Here is a 23,229-nt window from a genome sequence, read left to right as displayed (position 1 = left end):
GGGCAGCGGCGGCGGGCGCCGGAGCGGCGGCCGGGGCGGCACCCGGAGCGCCGATCACGGCGAGCTTGGCGCCGACCTCGGCGGTCTCGTCCTCGCCGACCACGATCTCCAGCAGCACGCCGGAGGCGGGCGCCGGGATCTCGGTGTCGACCTTGTCGGTGGAGACCTCGAGCAGCGGCTCGTCGGCCTCGACGCGCTCACCCTCGGCCTTCAGCCAGCGGGTGACGGTGCCCTCGGTGACGCTCTCGCCGAGCGCCGGAAGGGTTACGGAAACCGCCATGGTTTCGGTTGCTCCTTACGAGTTGCGGAAGTCTGTGTCGTCGCTTCGTCGACCGAGGGATCAGTCGTGCGCGTGCAGCGGCTTGCCGGCCAGGGCCAGGTGGGCCTCGCCGAGCGCCTCGTTCTGCGTCGGGTGGGCGTGGATGAGCTGGGCGACCTCGGCCGGCAGCGCCTCCCAGTTGTAGATCAGCTGGGCCTCGCCGACCTGCTCGCCCATACGGTCGCCGACCATGTGGACGCCGACCACCGCACCGTCCTTGACCTGGACGAGCTTGATCTCGCCCGCGGTCTTCAGGATCTTGCTCTTGCCGTTGCCCGCCAGGTTGTACTTCAGAGCGACGACCTTGTCCGCGCCGTAGATCTCCTTGGCCTTGGCCTCGGTGATGCCCACGGAGGCGACCTCCGGGTGGCAGTACGTCACCCGCGGGACACCGTCGTAGTCGATCGGGACGACCTTCAGACCGGCGAGCCGCTCCGCGACCAGGATGCCCTCCGCGAAGCCGACGTGCGCGAGCTGGAGGGTCGGGACGAGGTCACCGACCGCGGAGACGGTCGGGACGTTGGTGCGCATGTACTCGTCGACGAGGACGTAGCCGCGGTCCATGGCGACCCCGGCCTCCTCGTAGCCCAGGCCCTGCGAGACGGGGCCGCGGCCGACGGCCACCAGCAGCACCTCGGCCTCGAACTCCTTGCCGTCGGCGAGGGTGACCTTGACACCGTCCTGGGTGTACTCGGCCTTCTGGAAGAAGGTGCCCAGGTTGAACTTGATGCCGCGCTTGCGGAACGCGCGCTCCAGGAGCTTGGAGCTGTTCTCGTCCTCGACGGGGACGAGGTGCTTCATGCCCTCGATGATCGTGATGTCGGCACCGAAGGACTTCCACGCCGAGGCGAACTCGACGCCGATGACACCGCCGCCGAGGATGATGGCGGACTTCGGCACCCGGTCCAGCACGAGGGCGTGGTCGGAGGAGATGATGCGGTTGCCGTCGATCTCCAGGCCGGGCAGCGACTTCGGCACGGAGCCGGTCGCCAGCAGGATGTGGCGGCCCTGGATGCGCTGGCCGTTGACGTCCACCGAGGTGGGGGAGGACAGCCGGCCCTCACCCTCGATGTAGGTCACCTTGCGGGAGGCGACGAGGCCCTGCAGGCCCTTGTACAGGCCCGAGATGACCTCGTCCTTGTACTTGTGCACACCCGCGATGTCGATGCCCTCGAACGAGGTCTTGACGCCGAACTGGGCGGCCTCACGCGCCTGGTCGGCGATCTCGCCCGCGTGCAGCAGGGCCTTGGTGGGGATGCAACCCCGGTGCAGGCAGGTACCGCCGACCTTGTCCTTCTCGATCAGGGCGACGTCCAGGCCCAGCTGCGCCCCGCGCAGGGCCGCGGCGTAACCACCGCTACCACCGCCGAGGATCACTAGGTCGAAAACGGTGCTGGCGTCGTTCGCCACGTCACGTCCTCCATGCATGTGCGCCACCGGTCTCCAGTGACCGGCAGGCGGCTGGTGTCCGGCCGCTCGTTCTTCGGCCCTTCGGTGGGGCCCTGTCCTGCCGAGCCCCATCTTCGCACTAGTCGGTGGCCGAGGAGACGCGGGGCCGGTGTGTGAGACGTGGCACGTTTGCGATCAGTGCGGCGGCCGGGGGCCGTGAGGCGTGCGGCGAGCGGCGGTGTCCGCCCCCGTGCGGGCGTGTCCGTCGTACGGCGATCCGCAGCTCGTACGAAGCGGTCGTACGGCGGGTCCGGGCGCCGCACGGAGTGCCGTTACGACGGCGCGGAGCCCGCGCGGACGAGCGGACCGGCACACATCCGGCTCCGCCCGGCCCGCGTCCACGAATCGCCCGCCACGCGTGTCCGGGAACCGCCCGGCCCGCGCGCCCCCGTGGGCGGCGGCGCCGGTCCGGGCGGGCCCCGTCATGTCAGCCCAGGTCGCCCGCGGCCGTCAGCTCCGCGAGCCGCACCAGGGTCCGCACACCCGAGCCGGTGCCGCCCTTCGGGGTGTACCCGAACGGGCCGCCCTCGTTGAAGGCGGGCCCGGCGATGTCCAGGTGCGCCCAGGTGATGCCCTCGCCCACGAACTCGCGCAGGAAGAGACCGGCGACCAGGCCGCCGCCCATCCGCTCGCCCATGTTCGAGATGTCGGCCACCTGCGAGTCCATGCCCTTGCGCAGGTGCTCCGGCAGCGGCATCGGCCACGCCGGCTCGCCCACCTCCTCGGCGGCCTCCAGCACGGCGGTGCGGAACGCGTCGTCGTTGGCCATGATGCCGAAGGTGCGGCTGCCCAGTGCCAGCACCATCGCGCCGGTCAGGGTCGCCACGTCCACGATCGCGTCCGGCTTCTCCTCCGACGCCGCCCACAGCGCGTCGGCGAGCACCAGCCGGCCCTCGGCGTCGGTGTTGAGCACCTCCACCGTCTTGCCGCTGTACATGCGCAGCACATCACCCGGACGGACGGCGGAGCCCGACGGCATGTTCTCCGCGAGCGCCAGCCAGCCGGTGACGTTGACCTCCAGCTGAAGACGGGCGGCGGTGACGACCGCGGCGAACACGGCGGCGGCACCGCTCATGTCGCACTTCATGGTCTCGTTGTGGCCGGCCGGCTTCAGCGAGATGCCGCCCGAGTCGTAGGTGATGCCCTTGCCGACGAAGGCGAGGTGCTTCTCCGCCTTCGCGTGGGTGTACGACAGCTTCACCAGCCGCGGCGTCGCGGCGGAACCGCCGCCGACCCCGAGGATGCCGCCGTAGCCGCCCTTGGTGAGGGCCTTGTCGTCCAGGATCTGGACCTTGATGCCGTGCTCCTTGGCCGCGGCCTGGGCGACGGCGGCGAAGGCCTCGGGGGTGAGGTCGTTGGGCGGGGTGTTGATCAGGTCACGGGCGCGGTTCAGCTCCTCGGCGACCGCGGTCGCGCGGGCGACCGCCGCCTTGAACGCGGCGTCGCGCGGCTTGCCGCCGAGCAGCGCGGCCTCGCCGAGCGGGGCCTTGCCGTTCTTCGCCTCGGCGTCCTTCGGGGCCTCCTTGTAGGCGTCGAAGGAGTACGCGCCGAGGAGCACGCCCTCGGCGATCGCGCCTGCGTCGGCGGCGTCCGCCACCGGCAGCGCGAACGCGGCCTTCTTCGAGCCGGCGAGCGCGCGGGCGGCGGCACCGGCGGCCTTGCGCAGCGCCTCGCCGTCGTACCCGGCGTCCTTGTCGGGCTCGGCGCCCAGGCCCACCGCCACCACGAGCGGAGCCTTGAAGCCGGCCGGGGCCGGCAGCTTCGTCACCTCGCCCTCGGCACCGGAGGCCCCGAGGGTCTCCAGGACTCCGGCGAGCCGGCCGTCGTAGGCCTGGTCGACAGCCTCGGCGCCGGACGCGACGACCGGGCCCTTGGCGCCTTTGGCGACGCCGATCACGATCGCGTCGGCCCGGAGCCCGGGCGCCGCGGCGGTGCTGAGAGTGAGAGCAGTCACGGTGGTGAATTCTCGCTTCCGATGTGAAATTTCTGCGGCCGAACGGTGTGGGTCGGCCGGACCCGACGGCCGACACTAGATCCGGCGTGCGGGAGCGGTCCGACCGGGGTCCGTGACCAGCGCGGCGAACTGGTACGGGACACCCGGGACGAGACTACGCGCCACCCGGCGTTCGCTCATTCCTGCGACCGTTCACGCGTGGGTGGCGTCATGACGATTTTCTGATCCTCGCACTCATGAGCTGGGTCACACTCATCGGGTTCCGGTGAGAGACACGCTCACCGCTTTGCATGATTTCCACGGATCCTCCACGAATCGGCCCTTACGGGCCGGTCACTCGCGAGGGGGATCGTCTGGGGGGGGAAGGAACCGACCATGGCGCGTGGTGCGCACAGAACGAAGACGGCCGCTGCCCTGCTGGCGGCGGGGGGACTGACGGCACTCTGCCTCGGGGTGCCCGGCGCGGCGGCGGCGACCCAGCCGCGTATCGACCTGAAGGTGCTCGTGGTGGACAACGGGGACAGCTCCGTGCAGGCCATCGCCGCCCAGCTGAGGAGCACCGGCATCCCCTACACGACGGTGAACCTGAACGACCCGGGCCGCCCGGTGATCGACGCGGCGTTCCTCGCCGACACCGTGAGCGGCACACCCCGGGCCAGGTACCAGGGCGTGGTTCTGCCCAACGAGGCCCCGTTCGGCGCGGGTTCCGCCGAGCAGACCGCGCTGGAGACGTACGAGCGGACGTACGGCATCCCGCAGGTCGACGCCTACACCTGGGCCCACCCCGAGGTCGGCCTCGACTACACCACCGAGGGCGGCTGGGCCGGCAGCCTCGACGGACGTCAGGCGTTTGTGACCGCCGCCGGGAAGGCGGGCCCCTTCGGCTATCTCGACGGCGCCTTCGCGTTCGAGGACGTCTCACCCACCGTGCAGGAGAGCTACGGCTACGTCGCCCGCCCCCGCACCGGCTTCACCAGCTACGTCGACATCCCCGTCCCCGGCGGCCAGGGCAGCGGCAGCCTGCTGGGCGAGTACGCGCACGACGGGCGCCGCGAACTCGTCGTGACCTTCGCCTACAACCAGTACCAGCAGCAGTTCCGGCTGCTCGCCCGCGGCGTCGTCGAATGGCTGACCGGCGGGGTGCACCTCGGGCAGGCCCGCAACTACTTCGCCGTCCACGTCGACGACGTCTTCGCCCCCGACAGCCGCTGGGACACCGAACGCAACTGCACCCCCGGCGACTTCGACTGCGCCGGAGGCGACGGCGAGGGCACCACGCCGATCCGGATGACCGCCCAGGACGCCGCGTACGCCGCCCAGTGGCAGAAGGACCACGGCTTCACCCTCGACATGGTCTTCAACGCCGGCTCGGGCGAGGAGTGGAAGAGCGAGCACGGCGGCACGGACGCGCTCGCCGACCGGATGCTCGCCGACAAGGCGCAGTACCGCTGGGTCAACCACACGTACACGCATCCGTACCTGGGCTGCGTCCAGGACACCACGAACGTGCCGTGGAGCTGCGCGAAGAACCCCGACGGCACGACGAAGTGGATGAGCCGCGCCGAGATCTCCGCACAGATCGCCGACAACCACAACTGGGCCCGCGCCCGCGGCCTCACCCTGGACCGCACGGAGCTGGTCACCGGCGAGCACTCCGGGCTGAAGTCGCTGCCGCAGCAGCCTCAGGACAACCCGAACCTGGCCGGTGCCCTCGCCGACAACGGCGTGAAGTGGGCCGCGTCCGACAACAGCCGCGAGCCCGAACAGCGCGCTGTCGGCAGCGCCCTGACGGTGCCTCGCTACCCGATGAACGTGTACTACAACGTCGGCACCAAGGCCGAGATGGCCGACGAGTACAACTGGGTCTACACCTCCCGCGCCGACGGCGGCAGCGGCGCCTGCGAGGACAACCCCGCCTCCACCTGCCTGGACGCCCCGCTCGACACGGCCACCGGCTACGACTCCTACATCGTCCCCCAGGAGGCCCGCACCGACCTCGGCCACGCCATCTCCAACGACCCGAGGCCGCACTACGCCCACCAGTCCAACCTCGCCGAGGACCGCATCCTCTACCCGGTCCTGGAGAAGGTCCTCGCCGACTACCGGGCCCTGTTCGCGGACAACACCCCGCTGGAGAACCTGCGGCAGAGCGCCATCGGCACCGAGCTGAAGCGCCGCGCCGACTGGCAGGCCGCCATCGCCGCCAACAAGGTCACGGCGTACCGCATCGGCAACACCGTCACCGTCAAGGCCCCCTCCGGGACGCTGATCCCGGTGACCGTGCCGGACGGCACGAAGAAGCAGCTCCTGCTCGGCACGAGCGCCTTCGGCACGCCGTACGCGGGCAAGCGCACCGGCTGGGACCAGCCGGCCCTGCTGCAGTCCGCGCTCACCCTGAAGCTGCCGTAGGAAGCATCCACGCCCGCGCGCACCCCGGCCCGACCCGCCGGGGTGCGCTTTCGAGCCGACCATGTTCCACAGGGGGGAACCGCGCATGACGCGCACGGGCCGTCAGGTCACCATGCTCACCGAAGGCACCTATCCGCATGTCCACGGCGGCGTCAGCACCTGGTGCGACCAGCTCGTCAAGGGCATGCCCGAGGTCGACTTCCACGTCGTCTCCATCACCGGCACCGGCCGCGAACCGGTCACCTGGGAGCTGCCGCACAACATCGTCTGCCACCGCACCGTGCCCACCTGGGGCCCACGCCCCGGCCGCCGCCGCCCGCCCCGCGGCCGTGCCCTGCGCCGCTTCACCGACTCCTACGAACGGCTGCTGCTGTCCTTCCTGGACCCCCGCGCCGGCTGCGACTTCGGCGAGGCCCTGTACGAGCTGGCCGCCCTCGCCCGCGCCGGCACCCTCACCGCCGCGCTGCGCACCGAGACCGCGCTGCGCGCCCTGATGTGGACCTGGACCATGCCGCACCTGCCGACGGCTGCGGCCCGGCCCACCGTCCATGACGCGCTCACCGCCACCGACCTGCTGGAACACGCCCTGCGCCCGCTCGGGGTGCGTATCCCCGAGGAGTCCGTCGCGCACGCCGTCAGCAGCGGCCTGGCCACCCTGCCCGCGCTCGCCGCACGCCACCTGGACGGGGTGCCGTTCCTCCTCACCGAGCACGGCATCTACCTGCGCGAGCGCTATCTCGGCTACCGCCGCGACGCCCAGCGCTGGCCCGTCAAGGCGTTCATGCTCGGCTTCTACCGCGAGCTGAACTCCCTCGGCTACCGCGCCGCCGACCTCATCACCCCCTGCAACCAGTACAACCGCCGCTGGGAGGAACGCGGCGGCGCCGACAGCGCGAAGATCCGCACCGTCTACAACGGCGTCGACCCGCACGCCTTCCCGCACGCCGGCCCCGAACCGGACGTGCCCACCCTCACCTGGTGCGGCCGTATCGACCCCATCAAGGACCTGGAGACCCTGCTGCACGCCTACGCGGCGGTGCGCGCCGAACTCCCCGAGACCCGGCTGCGCCTGTTCGGTCCCGTCCCGCCCGGCGGCGAGGCCTACCGCACCCGCCTGGAGAAACTCGCCGCCGAACTCGGCGTCACCGACGGCGTCACCTTCGAGGGCCGGGTCTCCGAGGTGTGGCGGGCCTACGCCGCAGGACACATCGTGATGCTGTCGTCCGTCTCCGAGGGCTTCCCGTTCTCCATCCTCGAAGCGATGTCCTGCGGCCGTACGACCGTCTCGACCGATGTCGGCGGGGTCCGCGAGGCCGTCGGCGACACCGGCCTGGTCGTCCCGCCGCGCGAACCGGAGAAGATGGCCGCCGCCGCGCTCGCCCTCCTCCGCGACGACCGGCGCCGCCTCGACCTGGGCGCGCTCGCCCGGCAACGCGTCATCGACCGGTTCACCCTGCGCCGCTCCGTGGACAACTTCCGCACCATCTACCAGGAACTCGCCGGACTGCCCGAGGTGTACGAACCGACGGTGGAGACGGTCGCCGACTGGACACTGGAACTGCGCGACCCCTGGTACGCGGCCGTCGCGACGGACGGGACCGGCTGGTGAGCGGCAGCGTGTGGCTGCCGCCCGGCGCCCGCCCCGACACCCTGCCCGCCGTGCCCCGCCAGCGCTCCCCGCGCTGGGCCCAGCCCGACCCGGTCGACGAACTCGCCCACCGGCTGGAGGACTTCATAGCCGCCGCCGTCCACCCGGACGAGATCGCAGCGCTGCTGGAGTCCGACGGGCTCTCCGACGACCAGATCCGCGAACGGTACGGGCTGCGGAACTCCTTCGCCCTCGCCGAGACCCTCTACGAACGCGTCGAACGCCGCTACCCGGAACCCGACGGCCCGCCCCACGACCCGTGGCAGGCCGGGCTGCTCGGGTGTCTGCTGCGCGGCGTCGTCTTCGCCCTGCCCGGCTTCGCCTACGTCCTCGGCGCGCCGCTGCTCGCCGGCCCGAAGGACCTCGGCCTGCCCGCCGGCACGGTCCCGCTGCTCGCGGGCGCGCTGACCGGCTGGACGTGGAACCAGGGCCTCGCCCACCGCGCCTACACCTGGCTCGGCCTCGGCGACCGCTCCGCCGCCCGCCGCTGCCTGCTCATCGGCTCACCCGTCGGCGCCCTCCTCGGCACCCTCGTCGCTCTCGCCGCCGCCGGCCAGGCGAGCACCGCCGCGGTCGCCTTCGCCGCCGGGCAGTCCTGCTACCTGGGCGCGGCCACCGCCCTGCTGGTCATGGGCCGCGAACGCGCCCTGCTGGCCGCGCTGCTGCCGATGGCCGCCGGCGCCACCGTCTCCCTCGCCGCGCCCGTGCCCGTGGCGGCGCGGCTGGCGCTGCTGCTGGGTTCGCTGGCGGCGGTCCTCGTCCTCGGCCTGCTGGAGGTCGCCCCCGCCGTCAAGGAGCTGGGGGAGGGCAGCTGGACGGCGGGCCTGACCGCGCTGCTGCCGTACGGCGCGTTCGGCACGTCCGTCACACCGGACCGGGCGGCGCCCCTGTGGCTCACCGGGTCCCTGCCGTACGCCCTGTTCGGTCTGGGCAGCGGGGTCCTCGTGCTGTACTCGGCGCTCGGCGACGTCCTCGCCGGGCAGCAGCACAGTGCGCTCGCCGCGCCGGCGGCGGTGGCGCTCACCCTCAGCATGGGCCCGGCCGAGTGGCTGCTGCACCGCTTCCGCAGCGGCAGCCTCACCGGTCTGCGCTCCTGCGAGAGCACACGCGCCTTCCGCCGCGCCACGGCCCGCACGGTCGCCGGGTGCCTCGGCGCCTATCTGGCCGTCCTGTCGCTGCTCGCGCTGGCCGCCTGCGCGCTGTGGCCGCACGCGCCCGCCCTGACCGGGCCGCGGCTGACCGGTCTGCTGCTGCTCGGCGTGGTGCTGTGGACGGGCCTGCTGCTCCAGTCCTTCGGCGCCGTGCTCAGCGCCGCGGCCGTGTGCTGCCTGGCGGCGCTCGCGCAGACCGCCGCCCTCGTCGCGCACACCGCCGGCCCGCACACCGTCGCCGTCACCGTGTACGGCACGGCGGCCACGGTCCAGGCCGTGCTGGTCTGCGCCCTGCTGGGAAGGGCGACCGCGCACCGATGAGCACCCTGCTGGTCCCCTACTACGAGCATCCGTCGGCCCGCCCCGCCGAGTGGGCGGCCCTCCTCGCGGCGGCACCCCGCCTGTACGGCGTCGTCCTCAACCCGGCGAGCGGCCCCGGCGACCGGCCCGACGCGGCGTTCGCCGAGGCCGCCGGCCGGCTGCGGGAGGCGGGCGTACGGGTCCTCGGGTACGCCGACACCGGCTACGGCCGCCGCCCGCCCGCCGACGTCGCCCGCGACCTCGCCCGGTACCGCGACTGGTACCGCACCGACGGCTTCTTCCTCGACCAGGTGGCGTCCGGGCCGGAGGAGTTCACCCACTACCAGCGGCTCGCCGTCGCCGCCTGGGGCGTCGGCTGCACCGCCCTCGCCCTCAACCACGGCACCTCGCCCCACCCCTGGTACGGCAGGATCGCCGACGTCCTCGTCACCTTCGAGGGCGACTGGGAGACGTACCGCACCCTGCGCCCGGCGAGGACCGCCGGCGCGGCGGGCGTACGCCACTGCCACCTCGTGCACGGAGTCCCCGCCGGCGCCGACTGCGCCGCCCTCGCCCGGGCGCGCGGCGCCGACCTGCACTGTGCGGTGCCCGGCACGGGAGATCATCCTTGGGGAACGCTGCCGCACACCCTGGAGCCCGCCCGGTGACTGTTCGTACCCGCACCGCCCGGGGCCGCCCGATGGGACGGCCGCTGCTTCTCGTCGCGCTGCTCCTGCTGGTGGCCGCGTGCACCACGTCCGGCCCGGACGGCAAACCGGCCGGGACCACACCGCCCGCGACGGGCACACCGCCCGTCGGGCGCTGGCAGCCCCGGCCCGGCACCCCCTGGCAGTGGCAGCTCAGCGGACGTCTCGACACCTCCGTGGACGTGCCGGTGTACGACATCGACGGCTTCGACCACTCCGCGGCCACCGTCGCCGCCCTGCACCGGCAGGGCCGCAAGGTCATCTGCTATCTGTCGACCGGCGCCTGGGAGGACTGGCGGCCCGACGCCGCGAAGTTCCCCCGCTCCCTGCTCGGCAAGGGCAACGGCTGGGAGGGCGAGCGCTGGCTCGACATCCGCCGCACCGACGTCCTCGCCCCGCTGATCGCGGCCCGCCTCGACCTGTGCCGGGCGAAGGGCTTCGACGCGGTCGAACCGGACAACATGGACGGCTACCGCAACACCACCGGCTTCCCCCTCACCGCCGGCGACCAGCTCCGCTACAACCGGCTGGTGGCCCGGCTCGCCCATGAACGCGGCCTCGCCGTCGGCCTGAAGAACGACCTCGACCAGATCCCCGACCTGGTCGGCGACTTCGACTTCGCCGTCAACGAGCAGTGCGCCCAGTACGGGGAGTGCGAGGAGCTGACCCCGTTCGTGCGGGCCGGCAAGGCCGTCTTCCACGTCGAGTACGAGCTGCCCACCGAGCGGTTCTGCGCCGCCTCCCGCACCCTGCGGCTCAGCTCCATGCTGAAGAAGTACGACCTCGGAGCCTGGCGCCGGCCCTGCTGAACCGCCCGCCCGGCTCAGCCGCCGAGGGCGAACACCAGCAGGGCCGTCGTCGTCGCCGTCTCCTCCAGCGCGCCGAACACATCCCCGGTGACCCCGCCGAACCGCCGCAGACAGTGCCGCAGCAGCAGCTCCGCCGCGACCGCCGCGGCCGGAACCGCGACAGCGGCGCGGACCGCGTCGGCCGGGCCGAGCGGCAGCCCGCACAGCACCGCCGGGACGGCCACCGCGAGGACCACGCCCGCCGCCGCGCCCCGCGGCACGACCCCGGCGACCGCCGCGCCCAGCCCCTCCGGGCGGGCCGCCGGCACCCCGGCACGGGCCGCCAGGGTCAGCGCCAGCCGGGACGCGGCACCCGCGACGACCGCCGCGAGCGCGCCCCGCGCCCACGAGCCGTCGTACGCCTGCGTCAGCGCGGCCACCTGCGCCGCCAGCACCAGGACGAGGGTGATCACCCCGAACGGGCCGATGTCCGACCGCTTCATGATCTTCAGCGCGTCCTCGGCCGGCTTGTTGCTGCCGAGCCCGTCCGCGGTGTCCGCGAGACCGTCCAGATGCAGCCCACGGGTCAGGACCGCCGGTACGGCCACCCCGGCCACCGCGGCGAGCAGCGGCCCGGCGCCGAGGAACAGCAGCAGCAGTCCCAGGCCCGCCGACGCCGCGCCGACGACGGCCCCGGCGAGCGGCGCGCACAGCATGCCGCCGCGTGCCGCCGTGCGGTCCCAGCGGTGGACACGGACCGGCAGCACGGTCAGCGTGCCGAAGGCGAAACGGAGGCCGTGCAGAGCGGAGGGCGCGGGGGTCGTGGACACCGGCGCAGGTTACCCGGCGGTCGCAGGAGCGCGGAGCAGCGGGGGAGCGGGGACCGGAGCTGACGGGAGCAGTGAGGGAGGCGGCCCCTGCACCCCGTGGATAAAGTGCACGACATGGGCGATTGGTGGCAGCGCAACATCGCGGAGCCGGGAAAGCTCCCGCTGCTGCTCGCCCTCGCCGCGTTCGTCGTCACCTTTCTGGTCACCCGGGTCATCACCCGGCTGATCCGGGCGGGCAAGGGCCCCTTCGGCAATGTCGAGGCGGGCGGCGTGCACATCCACCACGTGGTGCCCGGCGTCGTCCTCACCCTCGTCGGAGGGTTCGGCGCGGTCGCGAGCGGGCGGCACGGCTTCGGCTCGTACATCGCCGCCGTCGTCTTCGGGGTGGGCGCCGGGCTCGTCCTCGACGAGTTCGCGCTGATCCTGCACCTGGACGACGTGTACTGGACCGAGGAGGGCCGCAAGAGCGTCGAGGCCGTCGTCCTCACCGCGGCTCTCGTCGGCCTGTGGGTGGTGGGCTTCTCCCCGTTCGGCGTCAACGACATGAGCGAGGACGAACTCCAGGACCGCGGTCAGGTCATCTCGACCATCGCGGTCAACTTCCTCTTCGCGCTGATCGTCCTCGCCAAGGGCAAGCCCCGCATGGCGGTGTTCAGTGTGATCGTGCCGTTCGTCGGTCTGATCGGCGCGATCCGGCTGGCCCGCCCCGCGTCCTTGTGGGCCAAGCGCTTCTACCGGCGCCGCCCCCGCGCCCGCGCCAAGGCCGCCCTGCGCGCCTACCGCCACGACCGGCGCTGGTCCCGCCCGCGCCGTGCCCTCCAGGACTGGCTGGGCGGTCGGCCCGACCCGGAGGAGTCCCGCCGGGCCGTCGAACGCCACTGACCCACCGCGCAGGCCACCAGCACCGCCGCGATCGCCGCGAGATGCTCCTTGCCGGCCAGGTTCGCCTTCAGCAGCACCTCGACCACCATCGCCAGCACCACCGCGCCCGCCGTCACATACGCGCCGTACCGCCAGCCCACGTACACCGCCAGGCCCACCACCGCCGCCGACGGCCCCGTATCGACGACCCGCGCGTCCGACGCGGGCAGCCCCAGCGGGCTGTCCGGGCCGAGCCAGACACCCAGCCGGGCGTACAGGGTGCCGGCGAGCGTGGCGCCGTACGCCACGGCCAGGGTCCGCCACCGGCCTAGGCAGATCTCCGCGATGCCGAACACGAGGAGGATCTGCGCCAGCGCCCCCCACACCGGCAGGTCCAGCGCCGGTACGAACAGTGACAGCGGGGTGCGCAGCAGCGCCGACCACAGCGGGTCCTCGGCCCGTACCGCGCCCAGGTTCTGCACCGGGCGGTAGCCCCACGACTGGTTCTGCACCAGCTGTATCACCGCGGTCAGGCACACCGCCGCCAGTGTCATCGGCACCGCACGCAGGCGCCGCGCCACCAGTGGTCCGCGCACCGCCGTGTACAGCGGCCCCCATTCGGCGCGCGCCCAGCGGGCGAAGCGACTCATCGACATGTCTCCAGGTCTCCACGGTGCAGACGGGCCGGCAGCAGGCCCGGCACCTCCAGGAATCCCTCGGCGCAGGCGGAGGCCACGCCGATACGGGGCAGATCCGCGCTCTTCTCGAAGAGCAGGAACCGCGGCTCCCAGATGGGCCGGTACTTGGCGTTGGCCCGGTACAGCGACTCGATCTGCCACCAGCGGGAGAAGAAGCTGAGCAGGGACCGCCACAGCCGGAGCACCGGACCGGCGCCGAGCCGGGCGCCACGTTCGAAGACCGAACGGAACATCGCGAAGTTGAGCGAGACCTGCGTGATCCCCATCTCGGGGGCCCGCCGCAGCAGCTCGATGACCATGAACTCCATCAGGCCGTTCGCCGGTCCGTCCACGCCGCGGTCGCGCCGCATCAGATCCAGCGACAGCCCGTTCGGCCCCCACGGCACGAACGACAGCAGTGCCCTCGGCTCGCCGTCCGCGTCGGCGCACTCCAGCATCACGCACCGGCCGTCCTCGGGATCGCCCAGCCGGCCCAGCGCCATGCTGAACCCGCGCTCCGTCGCCCCGTCCCGCCAGGCGTCCGCCCGCCGCACCAGCGCCGCCATCTCGGCGGCCGGGATCTCCTCGTGCCGCCGGATCCGCACCGTGAACCCGGCCCGCCGCACCCGGTTGTACGCCTGCCGCACGGTGCGCATCGCGCGTCCCTCCAGGGTGAACTCGGCGACGTCCACGATCGCCTCGTCGCCGAGTTCGAGGGCGTCCAGACCGTGCCGCGCGTACACGGTCCCGGCCTCCTCGCTCGCCCCCATCACCGCCGGGATCCACCCGTGCGCACGGGCCTGCTCCAACCACGGCGCGATCGCGCCCGGCCAGGCCTCCGGATCGCCCAGCGGGTCACCGGAGGCCAGCGCCACGCCTCCGACCACGCGGTAGACGACGGCCGCCTTCCCGGTCGGCGACCACACGACGCTCTTCTCCCGGCGCAGCGCGAAATAGCCGAGCGAGTCGCGCTCGCCGTGCCGTTCCAGCAGCTCCCGCAGCCGTTTCTCGTCCTCCGCGGTCAGCGGATCGACGGCACGCCGGGAACGGAACGCGGCATACAGCACCGCGAGGACCAGTGCCGTGCTGAGCGCGTTGACGGTGACGTCCACCCAGGTCGGCGGGGCGATCCCGGCGACGCGGGCCTCGTCCGGCGCGACCGACACCAGCCGCAGCGTGCCGTACCACCAGCGGTCCGGGAAACCGGCGTGCCCCGGCCCCCGGTCGGTGGCCGTCACCAGCAGCGCGGCCAGCAGCGAGCACACCAGCAGCCCGCCCCCGGCGACGGCCGCCGCGAGCCTCGGGTTGGCCCGGTCGCCCTTGGCGTAGAACTCACGGCGCCCGAGCAGCAGCGCGGCGACGAACACTGCCGTCAGAGCCAGGGACACCCAGTTCTGCGCGTGCCGCCGCACCTCCGGGAACGCCATCGCCACGGCGAACAGCGCGAGGAACGACCCGCTCAGCACCAGGTTGAGGATCCATGCGGCCCGTTTGCGGCGCCGCATGGTGACGGCCAGGAACGCGGTGAAGACCCCCGAAGCGAACCCGGCCGTCAGCAGGTACGGCGTGAAGAGGTTCTCCTGGTTGTGCCGTCGTACGTCCTGGCCCAGCCAGACCCACACCGCACCCAGGAAGTTGACGAACGCGACGACCCGCAGATACCAGACGGCGAAAGCGGCGGCTCGGGCAGTTCCCAATCGGGCATTCCCCATGAAGCGCGATCATATGGGCGCCTTTGCCGCAAACCGCGCACATCGGTCATGGGGTGGTCGCCCCGTCGTCAGGCGCCGGCACCAGGCCGGGCGCCGCCGACTTCGGTGGTGCCGGGCCATGGGCTGCCGGACCGCGTGTCCCCCCGTCCCGGTGCCACCGGTCCGGTACCCCGTCCGGTGCCGCCGGTCCGGTACCCCGTCCGGTGCCGCCGGTCCGGGCTCGGTGCCGCCGGTCCGCGCGTCCGGGCTCGGTGCCGCCGGTCTAGGCGCCGCCGGGCTCGGTGCCGTCCTTGCCCGTGCCGTCCGCCGGAGTCTCGCCGGTCCCGGCGTCGTCGGTCTTCGTGTCGTCCGGCTTCTCCGGCAGCTCCGCCGCCAGGGCCGCCGCGGCCTGCACCAGCGGCAGCGCCAGCAGCGCCCCCGTGCCCTCACCGACCGTCACCCCGTGGTCCAGCAGCGGCTCCAGGGCCATCCGGTCCAGCGCCTTCGCCTGCCCCGGCTCCCCGGAGGCCTGCCCGGCCAGCCACCAGTCCGGCGCCCGGAACGCGATCCGCTGCGCCACCAGCGCGCACGCCGCGCCGACCACCCCGTCCAGGATCACCGGCAGCTTCCGCACCGCCGCCTGCAACAGAAAACCCGTCATCGCCGTCAGGTCGGCCCCGCCCACCGTCGCCAGCAGCCGCAGCTGGTCCCCGAGCACCGGCCGGGCCCGCCGCAGCGCGTCACGGATCGCCGCGCACTTGCGCATCCACGCCAGGTCGTCGATGGCGAGCCCGCCCCGGCCCGTCACCACCGACGCGTCCGTTCCGCACAGCGCCGCCACCAGCACCCCGGCCGCCGTGGTGCCGCCCACGCTGAGATCGCCGAGGACCACCAGATCCGTCCCCGAGTCCACCTCCTCGTCGGCCACCGCCATGCCCGCCCGGAACGCCGCCTCGGCCTCCTCCAGGGTCAGCGCGTCCTCCACGTCGATACGGCCGCTGCCCCGCCGCACCCGGTACCGCACCACGTCGGCGGGAAGCGACCCCGGATCGCAGTCCAGCGCCATGTCGACCACCCGCACCGGCACGTCGAACCGCCGGGCCAGCACCGACACCGGGCGCGCGCCCTCCAGCACGTCCCGTACCAGCTCCACCGCGCTGCCCGCGGGCCGCGCCGACACGCCCTGCACGGCGATCCCGTGATCCCCGGCGAACAGCACCACCCGCGGACGGTCCACCGGCCGCACCGGTACGGCACCCTGCGCCGCAGCCAGCCACTCACCCAGGTCGTCGAGGCGCCCCAGCGAACCGGGCGGCACGATCCGACGTTCCCGGCGCGCCTCCGCGTCACGGCGGGTACCGCCGTCCGGACGCTCGATCAGATCCGTGAAGTCGTCGAGATTAAGCGAGCTCATTCGCCGAACAGTACCGGCAGCCGGCGAACGCCCCGACGCGGCGGTGACACGAGGCCGCACCACGCCGTCGCCACGTCGTTGCACCCAAGATCGGTATCCCATACGTTCCGTTTGCTGCGGATCGTCACGCGATGGTCGCGCGTCCCTCTCGTCCCCCACCGGGAGCCGCCCATGCCCACCAGGCCCATCCACGAACCCCGCCGCGACGACTGCCCCTGGTGCGGCGCGCCCGGCCCGCGCACCCGGCTGCGCGCACCCGACCTGCGGCACGGCAGACCCGGCACGTTCACACTCGACGAGTGCCGCGCCTGCACCCACGTCTTCCAGAACCCCCGGCTCACCCCCGAAGGACTGGCGCTGTACGGCGCCGCCGGGACCGTGTGGCGCAGGGCGCGCCGCCGGGACCACCGGGGGACCGGGCGGGCGGTGCGACGGTACTGCCCGGAGCCAGAGAGCTGGCTCGACGTCGGCACCGGCGACGCGGCCTTCCCCGCCGCCGTGAAGGAGCTGTTCCCCTACACGTCCTTCGACGGCACCGACCCCACGGAGCGGGTCACGGCCGCCGCCGAGGAGGAACGCATCGAGGAGGCGTACGTCGGGCACCTCGGCCGTCCCGGCCTGCCGCGGCGGCTGCGCGGACGGTACGACGTGGTGAGCCTGCTCGGCTCCCTGGTCCGCGCACCGGACGCGCGCGCCGAACTGCGGGCGGCGGTGGACGCGGTGCGGCCCGGCGGCTACCTGGTCCTGGAGCTGCCGGACCCCGACAGCGCGTGGGCGTCCCTGCTGGGCAAGTGGTGGCACGCCCACACCCAGCCCCACCACCTGCAACTCCTGCCCCTGCCGAACGTCCGAGCCGAACTGGAGGGCACGGGATGCCGGGTGCTGGAGGAGGACCGTGTCACCGCCCACCGGCCGACGGACCTGTCGACAGCCCTCGACCTCCGCCTCGGCCGCGGGCTGCCCACGCCCCTGGCCCGCGCGCTGGTGACCACGGCCCACGCGACGGACATCGCACTGGCCCCCCTGCTGAGCCGCACGCCCTTCACCAACACGTACCGAGTGCTCGCCCACAAACCACTCTGACCGCGCAGTACCCCGCGCCCCCTCGGGGTGGCTGCGCCTTCGTGCTCACCCGTGGGCCAATGGGGGTTGGTCGCCCAGTTCGCCGCGCCCCTGAGGGCGTGGCAGGCGGGGCGTGTTCCCATGTGGCTGCGGGCAGTCGTGCCGCTGGGGCGCGGGGGGTCCCCCTCCGGGGGAGGCGCCCCGTCAGTGCCGGGTGGTGCGACCCACCCCCGACGCCCGCACCCGCCGGGTGACCTGTGGCGCCGGGGCGTGCCGGAGGCGCAGCGCGGGGCAGGGCGACGCCCTGAGGGGGGCTCAGCCCCGTAGGGTCAGGGGCTGGCCCGCGACCACCAGGAGTACCGACTCGCACTCGTCGGCCACCGCGGCGTTCAGCCGCCCCAACTCGTCCCGGTACCTCCTCCCCGCCGCCGTCGCGGGCACGATGCCCGACCCCACCTCGTTGGACACGAGCACCACCACCCGCCGAGCCTCCCGCACCGCCGCCGCCAGCCCGGCGACCCGCTCCCGCAGCGCCCGCTCACCCCCGTCGGCCCACTCCGCGTCGTCCCACGCCCCGACGGAGTCCATCGCGTCGGTCAGCCACAGGGACAGACAGTCCAGCAGCAGCGGCGGCCCCTCCTCCGCCAGCAGCGGCAGCACCTCGCAGGTCTCCACGGTCCGCCAGGACCCCGGCCGCCGCTCCCGGTGCGCCGCGACCCGCGCCGCCCACTCGGGGTCGCCGCCGCGCGTGCCGCCGGTCGCGACGTACACCACGTCGGGGAAGGACGCCAGCCGCCGCTCGGCCTCCACGGACTTCCCGGACCGGGCGCCGCCCAGCACCAGCGTGCGGCGCGGCACGTCCGGCACGTCCTCGTACGCCCCGACGGTGAGCGTCGTACCGTCCGGCACGGCCCGCGCGCCCGCCGCGGCGAGCCGGCGCCGTACCTCCGCGCCCGGATGCACCTCATGGCCGAGGTGGACGGCGACGACATCGGTGGTCGGCCCGGCCGCGCCCACCGCCCGCAGTTTCGCCAGCGCGTCCGGGCGCCCCACGACGTCCAGCAGGACCATGTCGTACGGCTCCGCCGCCGGCGTGCCCTCCTCCAGCCCGGCCGGTGCCCCGTCCGGCGGGAGATACAGCAGCCGTTGCCCGTCGGGCCCGGTGACGGCGTATCCGGTGCCCGGCGTGTCCATCGCGACCGCCCGCACCCGATGCCCCGTCAGCAGCGCCAGTTCCCGCCCGTCCGGCACCCGCCCGGGCTGCGGCAGCCCGGCGGGGACCTCCACGGCGGGCCCGTTGCCGGGATGCGTGAGCAGTACTTGTCGTACGCCGCCCAGCGACCGCCCGGCCCGTGCCGCCGCGAACGCCGCACCGGGCGTCAGATCCAGCAGCAGGGTGCCGTCCACGAGCAGTGCCGTCGCCGCGCGGGCGTCGTCGCCGAGGGCGGTCGCGCAGGCCGCGCAGGGACAGTCGGGGCGGGGCAGGCCCTCGGGGGCACCGGTGCCGAGCAGAGTCACTTCCACGCCCCGATTTTCCCTTGTCGCCCCGGGTCTTGCGCGTCCGGCTAGGCTCGGTGCGGGAGCCGGACCGAGATCCGGCCCGCGCTCTGCGGGTGATCACAGCTGGGAGGCGTACATGGCGGCATGGACGTGGCGGTTCGAGAAGGCGGACGGGACGGAGGTCCAGCCCGCGGTGGAGCCCGAGGAGTTCACCACGCAGGGGGACGCCGAGTCCTGGATCGGCGAGCACTGGAAGGCGCTTCAGGAAGGCGGCGCCGACCAGGTGCGGCTGTTCGAGGACGCCACGGAGATCTACGGGCCGATGAGCCTGCACGCCGACGCGTCCTGACGTACCCGGAGACAGGAGGGGAGGGCGGCCGTGTCCCGGCCGCCGCCCCGTTCACTGCTCGCCGAGTGTCACGTCCGCCGTCCTGGACTCGCCGCCACGGGTGTAGGTGACCGTTGTGCGCTCACCCGGCCGGTCGTCCGCGAGGGCCTCGGCGAGCGAGGTGATCGTGGTGATCTCCGTGTCGCCCAGCCCGGTGATGACGTCCCCCGGCCGCAGTCCCGCCTTGTCGGCGGCGCCGCCCTCGGCGACCTCGACCACGGCGACGCCCGCGGGCTGGAACTGGTCGTTCACCAGGGTGCGGCCGGTGATGCCGAGCGCCGCCCGGCCCGAGTCGGTGACCTTGCCGTCCCGGACGATCTGCCCGGCGATCGACTTCACCGTCGACGCGGGGATCGCGAACCCGATGCCGGGCGCGGCGCTGCCCATGCTCGGGTCGACGGCCGCGAGCGTCGGAATGCCGATGACCTGCCCGTCGAGGTCGACGAGCGCGCCCCCGCTGTTGCCGGGGTTGATGGCCGCGGAGGTCTGCACCATGTTGCCGATCGTGGCGCCCGCACGGCCGCCCGAGCCGGGCTCGGTGACGGTCCGCCCGGTCGCCGAGACGATGCCCTGCGTCACGCTGGACGCCAGCCCCAGCGGGGAGCCCATGGCCAGCACGATCTGCCCGACCTCCACCTTCGCGGAGTCCCCGAACGTCGCCGCCCGCAGCCCCGTCGGCACCCGGTCCAGTTTCACCACGGCCAGATCCTGCTGCGGGTAGGAGGAGACGAGCGTCGCGGACAGCGGCTCCTCGCTGTTGGCGGTGGTCACCTTGAACCGCTTCTGGTCGGCGACGACATGCGCGTTGGTGACGATGTGCCCGCGGTCGTCGTAGACCACGCCGGAGCCCAGCTCCTGCTCTCCCTCGATCTGCACCACCGACGGCAGGACGTCCCGGATGACCCTCTGGTACGCGTTCTGAAGCTCGGAGGCCTGCCGGGCCGCGGCGGGCTGCGCGGCCTGCCTCGTCGGCCGTTCCGCGCGGTCCGGGGAGCCGGAGCACGCCGACAGCGTGAGCGTCACGGCCAGCAGCGCCACGACAGCCGGTACGCGGAGGGCGGCAGGGCGGGGAGCGTGAGCGTCCATGGGCCGAGTCTCACCGCCCGGCGAGGGACCGGCCCGCGCAGCTCACCCGACCGGGTGAGACCGTCGTACGGCGCTCAGCCGCGCACCCCGCACAGGTGCAGCAGCGCCGCCACACCCCGGTACGGGTCGGTCCGCCCGGCCCTCTCCTCCACCGCCAGCAGCGAGTCGATGTCGTCGGGGACGGGGGCGTCGTCCGCCGCGGTGTCCGTGAAGACCCGTACGCCGTACCAGGCGTGCAGCGGGGCGCCGATCCCGGCGAGCGTCGCGGTCAGCGCCTCACGCCGGTCCGCGCGGACGTCCAGGCCGAGCCGGTTGCGGTACGCGGTGGTGTCGAACGCGGTCAGCGCGCCCGCCCAGTCGCCGTACAGGCCCGGCCGCATCGCCAGCGCGTCGCCGTTGCGCACCAGCAGCGACAGCAGCCCGCCGGGTGCGAGGACCCGCGCCAGCCCCGCGAGCAGAGGGTCGGGCTCCTCCACGTACATGAGCACGCCATGACACAGCACGACGTCGAAGCTACCGGGCAGGAAGTGCACGCCGGTCTCCCGGCCGTCGCCCTCCATGATCCGCATGCGTTCGCGGATGCCCTCGGGCTCCTGGGCCAGCGCCTCACGGGCCACGGCGATCATCGTCGCGTCCTGCTCGAGACCGGTCACCTTGTGACCGGCGCGGGCCAGCCGCAGCGCCTGCGTGCCCTGGCCCATCCCCACGTCGAGCACCCGCAGCCGCTGCCCGACCGGGAAGCGCCCGGCTATCTGCTCGTCGAGCTGGCGCGCCACCAGCTCCTGACGCACGACATCACGCAGCCCGCCCAGCCTGCCCAGCCAGGCCCTGGCCGCACCCCCGGAGAACGACGTCGTGCTCAGGGCCGCTCTCCGCGCTTCACCTGCGGCTTGGGCAGCCGGAGCCGGCGCATCTGGAGGGAACGCATCAGGGCGTAGGCGACCGCGCCGCGCTTGTTCTGGTCGGGGAAGCGCTCGTTCAGCCGCTTCTTCAGACGGAAACCGGTGACGATCGAGTCCAGCACGATCAGCACGATCACAACGAGCCACAGCAGCAGCGCGATCGCCTGCATCTGGCTGACCCGGACCACGCTCAGCACGAGGATGACCACGGCCATCGGCAGGAAGAACTCCGCCACGTTGAACCGCGAGTCGATGAAGTCACGGGCGAAGCGCCGAACCGGACCCTTGTCACGGGCCGGCAGATACCGCTCGTCGCCGCTGGCCAGCGCCTGACGCTGGCGCTCCAGCGCCTGCCGGCGCTCCTCGCGGGCGCGCTTGGCGGCCTCCTTGCGGTTCGTCGGGGTGTGGGCCACGCTGCGGCGCCGGGTCTGGGCCTCACTGCGCTTGGGCGTGGGCCTGCCCTTCGGGGCCTGCGGGTCACGGGGCTGCTTGGAGTCGGTCAGCGGCGCCTTGTCGGCGACCGGGGCCTTCTCTTCCTTGGCACGGCTACGGAACACAAAAGCCAAGGGTACGGGGTTCCGGCGCATGGACCCATGCCCCATGGGGAACGATCCGGCAACACCGGACGTCTCAACAGGGGACAGCACTTCCACGGCGACCCCGAGGATCACCTACTCCTTACGCCGGACCGGCCGGGGGCGCGATCGTCCTCGGGGAGGAGCGCATCCACCCCCGGACAGTGCGGTAATGGATGCAGGGCCCGTACTGTGGGTTCTGTCGCAGAGCTGGAGCTGGAGTCCGTCAGAAGGGGGCGCGCGAAGCCCATGAGCGGTGTCATGAAGCGTATGGGGATGATCTTCCGCGCGAAGGCGAACAAGGCCCTTGACCGGGCCGAGGACCCGCGCGAGACCCTTGATTACTCGTACCAGAAGCAGCTTGAGCTGCTGCAGAAGGTGCGCCGGGGCGTGGCCGACGTGGCCACCTCCCGCAAGCGCCTGGAGCTCCAGCTCAACCAGCTCCAGCAGCAGTCCTCCAAGCTGGAGGACCAGGGCCGCAAGGCACTCGCGCTGGGCCGTGAGGACCTGGCACGCGAGGCGCTGTCCCGCAAGGCCGCGCTGCAACAGCAGGTCACCGACCTGGAGACGCAGCACGCCACCCTCCAGGGCGAGGAGGAGAAGCTCACCCTGGCGGCCCAGCGCCTCCAGGCCAAGGTCGACGCCTTCCGCACCAAGAAGGAGACCATCAAGGCCACCTACACCGCGGCGCAGGCCCAGACCCGTATCGGCGAGGCCTTCTCCGGCATCTCCGAGGAGATGGGCGACGTCGGCCTGGCCATCCAGCGGGCCGAGGACAAGACCGCCCAGTTGCAGGCGCGGGCCGGCGCCATCGACGAGCTGCTCGCCTCCGGCGCTCTCGACGACCCGTCCGGCATGCACAAGGACGACATCCAGGCCGAGCTGGACCGGCTCTCCGGTGGTACGGATGTAGAGCTGGAACTCCAGCGCATGAAGGCCGAACTGGCCGGAGGCACCACCGACCGCCAGGCGATCGAGGGCGGCACCGGCCAGGGACAGTCCCAGCAGCAGCCGCAGGACACCCCGCGCTTCGACAAGCAGTAGGGGCCGAACCCAGGAGGGCGACGTGATCGTACGGATCATGGGGGAGGGCCAGGTGAGGCTGGACGACAGCCACCTCGCCGAACTCAACAAGCTCGACGACGAGCTGCTCGCCGAGATCGAGAACGGCGACGGCCCCGGCTTCCGCCGCACCCTCTCCGCGCTGCTCGACAAGGTCCGTGAGCTGGGCACCTCCCTGCCGGACGACTCCCTGGAACCGTCCGAGCTGATCCTGCCGTCCCCGGACGCCACGCTGGAGGAGGTCCGGGAACTGCTCAGCGACGACGGCCTGATCCCGGGCGCCGTCTGACACGTACGGACTCCACACCCGGCGGGGGCGCAGGCCCCTGCCGGGGCCTCGTCGCGCGGGGCCGCCTCCGGCCGGGCCCTCGTTGCGCTCGGGGCCCTGCGAGGCCGCCGTCCGCCGAGGCCGCCCCACCCCCGCCGCCGCGCGTCCACCGCCGGGCCCCGACGCAC

21 protein-coding genes are annotated in these 23,229 nt (G+C 73.3%); 10 read left to right on the top strand and 11 right to left on the bottom strand.

The window, feature by feature from the left end; translation table 11 throughout:
* The 3 genes from MTQ10_RS10590 to MTQ10_RS10580 all read right to left on the bottom strand — a co-directional run.
* Positions 1-280: biotin/lipoyl-containing protein (locus MTQ10_RS10590; RefSeq protein WP_308404556.1), on the bottom strand; the 280-nt coding region annotated here is incomplete at its 3' end.
* A 60-nt stretch (positions 281-340) separates the two neighbouring features.
* On the bottom strand, positions 341-1,729 hold the full coding sequence (gene lpdA / locus MTQ10_RS10585) for a dihydrolipoyl dehydrogenase (protein WP_247465149.1): 1,389 nt from the start codon (positions 1,727-1,729) through the stop codon (positions 341-343).
* A 466-nt stretch (positions 1,730-2,195) separates the two neighbouring features.
* Positions 2,196-3,722 carry a leucyl aminopeptidase gene (locus MTQ10_RS10580; protein WP_247465146.1) on the bottom strand — a complete coding sequence of 509 codons (1,527 nt, stop codon included), beginning with the start codon at positions 3,720-3,722 and terminating at the stop codon, positions 2,196-2,198.
* 375 nt (positions 3,723-4,097) lie between these two features.
* Here MTQ10_RS10580 and MTQ10_RS10575 point away from each other — a divergent pair, with 375 nt between their 5' ends.
* The 5 genes from MTQ10_RS10575 to MTQ10_RS10555 all read left to right on the top strand — a co-directional run bounded on the left by MTQ10_RS10575 (position 4,098) and on the right by MTQ10_RS10555 (position 10,746).
* Positions 4,098-6,131, top strand: a complete 2,034-nt coding sequence (locus tag MTQ10_RS10575) for a hypothetical protein (protein ID WP_247465143.1) — start codon at positions 4,098-4,100, stop codon at positions 6,129-6,131.
* 85 nt (positions 6,132-6,216) lie between these two features.
* Entirely contained in the window at positions 6,217-7,740 is a 1,524-nt protein-coding gene (pelF, locus tag MTQ10_RS10570) for a GT4 family glycosyltransferase PelF (RefSeq protein WP_247465141.1), read from the top strand.
* Entirely contained in the window at positions 7,737-9,251 is a 1,515-nt protein-coding gene (locus MTQ10_RS10565) for a hypothetical protein (protein ID WP_247465138.1), read from the top strand. Before pelF ends, MTQ10_RS10565 begins: the two co-directional genes overlap by 4 nt.
* The gene (locus MTQ10_RS10560; RefSeq protein WP_247465135.1) at positions 9,248-9,898 is read left to right on the top strand and encodes a spherulation-specific family 4 protein; all 651 of its coding nucleotides are present in this window, start codon (positions 9,248-9,250) and stop codon (positions 9,896-9,898) included. The genes MTQ10_RS10565 and MTQ10_RS10560 overlap by 4 nt, the downstream gene beginning before the upstream one ends.
* A 32-nt stretch (positions 9,899-9,930) precedes the next feature.
* On the top strand, positions 9,931-10,746 hold the full coding sequence (locus MTQ10_RS10555) for an endo alpha-1,4 polygalactosaminidase (protein WP_247465159.1): 816 nt from the start codon (positions 9,931-9,933) through the stop codon (positions 10,744-10,746).
* A gap of 14 nt (positions 10,747-10,760) precedes the next feature.
* On the opposite strand, the gene MTQ10_RS10550 is transcribed toward MTQ10_RS10555, so the two are convergent.
* Positions 10,761-11,555, bottom strand: coding sequence for an adenosylcobinamide-GDP ribazoletransferase (locus tag MTQ10_RS10550; RefSeq protein ID WP_247465132.1), 795 nt, complete (start codon positions 11,553-11,555; stop codon positions 10,761-10,763).
* 114 nt (positions 11,556-11,669) lie between these two features.
* Between MTQ10_RS10550 and MTQ10_RS10545 the strand changes: the two genes are divergently transcribed.
* The gene (locus tag MTQ10_RS10545; RefSeq protein ID WP_247465129.1) at positions 11,670-12,437 is read left to right on the top strand and encodes a hypothetical protein; all 768 of its coding nucleotides are present in this window, start codon (positions 11,670-11,672) and stop codon (positions 12,435-12,437) included.
* Here the strand turns inward: MTQ10_RS10545 and MTQ10_RS10540 are convergent.
* From MTQ10_RS10540 to cobT, 3 genes are all read right to left on the bottom strand, one after another.
* Complete coding sequence (locus MTQ10_RS10540; RefSeq protein ID WP_247465156.1) at positions 12,332-13,066, bottom strand: hypothetical protein; 735 nt, start codon at positions 13,064-13,066, stop codon at positions 12,332-12,334. The two genes, MTQ10_RS10545 and MTQ10_RS10540, sit on opposite strands and share 106 nt — an antisense overlap.
* Positions 13,063-14,805, bottom strand: a complete 1,743-nt coding sequence (locus MTQ10_RS10535) for a phosphatidylglycerol lysyltransferase domain-containing protein (RefSeq protein ID WP_247465126.1) — start codon at positions 14,803-14,805, stop codon at positions 13,063-13,065. Before MTQ10_RS10535 ends, MTQ10_RS10540 begins: the two co-directional genes overlap by 4 nt.
* A gap of 262 nt (positions 14,806-15,067) precedes the next feature.
* Positions 15,068-16,198, bottom strand: a complete 1,131-nt coding sequence (gene cobT / locus MTQ10_RS10530) for a nicotinate-nucleotide--dimethylbenzimidazole phosphoribosyltransferase (protein WP_247465123.1) — start codon at positions 16,196-16,198, stop codon at positions 15,068-15,070.
* Between the two features lie 171 nt (positions 16,199-16,369).
* Between cobT and MTQ10_RS10525 the strand changes: the two genes are divergently transcribed.
* Positions 16,370-17,281 (top strand): class I SAM-dependent methyltransferase, encoded by a 912-nt coding sequence (locus MTQ10_RS10525; RefSeq protein ID WP_247465120.1) that lies wholly within the window; start codon positions 16,370-16,372, stop codon positions 17,279-17,281.
* A gap of 294 nt (positions 17,282-17,575) precedes the next feature.
* Here the strand turns inward: MTQ10_RS10525 and MTQ10_RS10520 are convergent, their stop codons facing one another.
* Positions 17,576-18,784, bottom strand: coding sequence for a bifunctional adenosylcobinamide kinase/adenosylcobinamide-phosphate guanylyltransferase (locus tag MTQ10_RS10520; protein ID WP_247465117.1), 1,209 nt, complete (start codon positions 18,782-18,784; stop codon positions 17,576-17,578).
* Between the two features lie 112 nt (positions 18,785-18,896).
* Here MTQ10_RS10520 and MTQ10_RS10515 point away from each other — a divergent pair, with 112 nt between their 5' ends.
* Positions 18,897-19,109, top strand: a complete 213-nt coding sequence (locus MTQ10_RS10515; RefSeq protein ID WP_247465114.1) for a hypothetical protein — start codon at positions 18,897-18,899, stop codon at positions 19,107-19,109.
* Between the two features lie 51 nt (positions 19,110-19,160).
* Here the strand turns inward: MTQ10_RS10515 and MTQ10_RS10510 are convergent, their stop codons facing one another.
* The 3 genes from MTQ10_RS10510 to MTQ10_RS10500 form a co-directional block, all read right to left on the bottom strand.
* On the bottom strand, positions 19,161-20,234 hold the full coding sequence (locus MTQ10_RS10510) for a S1C family serine protease (RefSeq protein ID WP_247465113.1): 1,074 nt from the start codon (positions 20,232-20,234) through the stop codon (positions 19,161-19,163).
* Positions 20,235-20,308: 74 nt separating this feature from the next.
* Positions 20,309-21,010, bottom strand: a complete 702-nt coding sequence (locus MTQ10_RS10505; RefSeq protein ID WP_247465153.1) for a class I SAM-dependent methyltransferase — start codon at positions 21,008-21,010, stop codon at positions 20,309-20,311.
* An 83-nt stretch (positions 21,011-21,093) separates the two neighbouring features.
* A complete protein-coding gene (locus tag MTQ10_RS10500; protein WP_247465111.1) occupies positions 21,094-21,723 on the bottom strand; it encodes a DUF3043 domain-containing protein in 630 nt (209 codons plus the stop codon).
* Between the two features lie 237 nt (positions 21,724-21,960).
* On the opposite strand from MTQ10_RS10500, the gene MTQ10_RS10495 reads away from it, so the two are divergent.
* Together MTQ10_RS10495 and pspAA are read left to right on the top strand one after the other, a co-directional pair.
* On the top strand, positions 21,961-22,755 hold the full coding sequence (locus tag MTQ10_RS10495) for a PspA/IM30 family protein (protein ID WP_247465108.1): 795 nt from the start codon (positions 21,961-21,963) through the stop codon (positions 22,753-22,755).
* A gap of 22 nt (positions 22,756-22,777) precedes the next feature.
* Positions 22,778-23,062, top strand: a complete 285-nt coding sequence (gene pspAA / locus MTQ10_RS10490; protein WP_247465105.1) for a PspA-associated protein PspAA — start codon at positions 22,778-22,780, stop codon at positions 23,060-23,062.
* Positions 23,063-23,229 lie beyond the last annotated feature (167 nt).

It is taken from the genome of Streptomyces sp. XM83C (assembly GCF_023072675.1).
GTDB classification, from domain to species: Bacteria; Actinomycetota; Actinomycetes; order Streptomycetales; family Streptomycetaceae; genus Streptomyces; species Streptomyces thermocoprophilus.
This window is presented reverse-complemented; position numbering and strand designations above follow the sequence as displayed.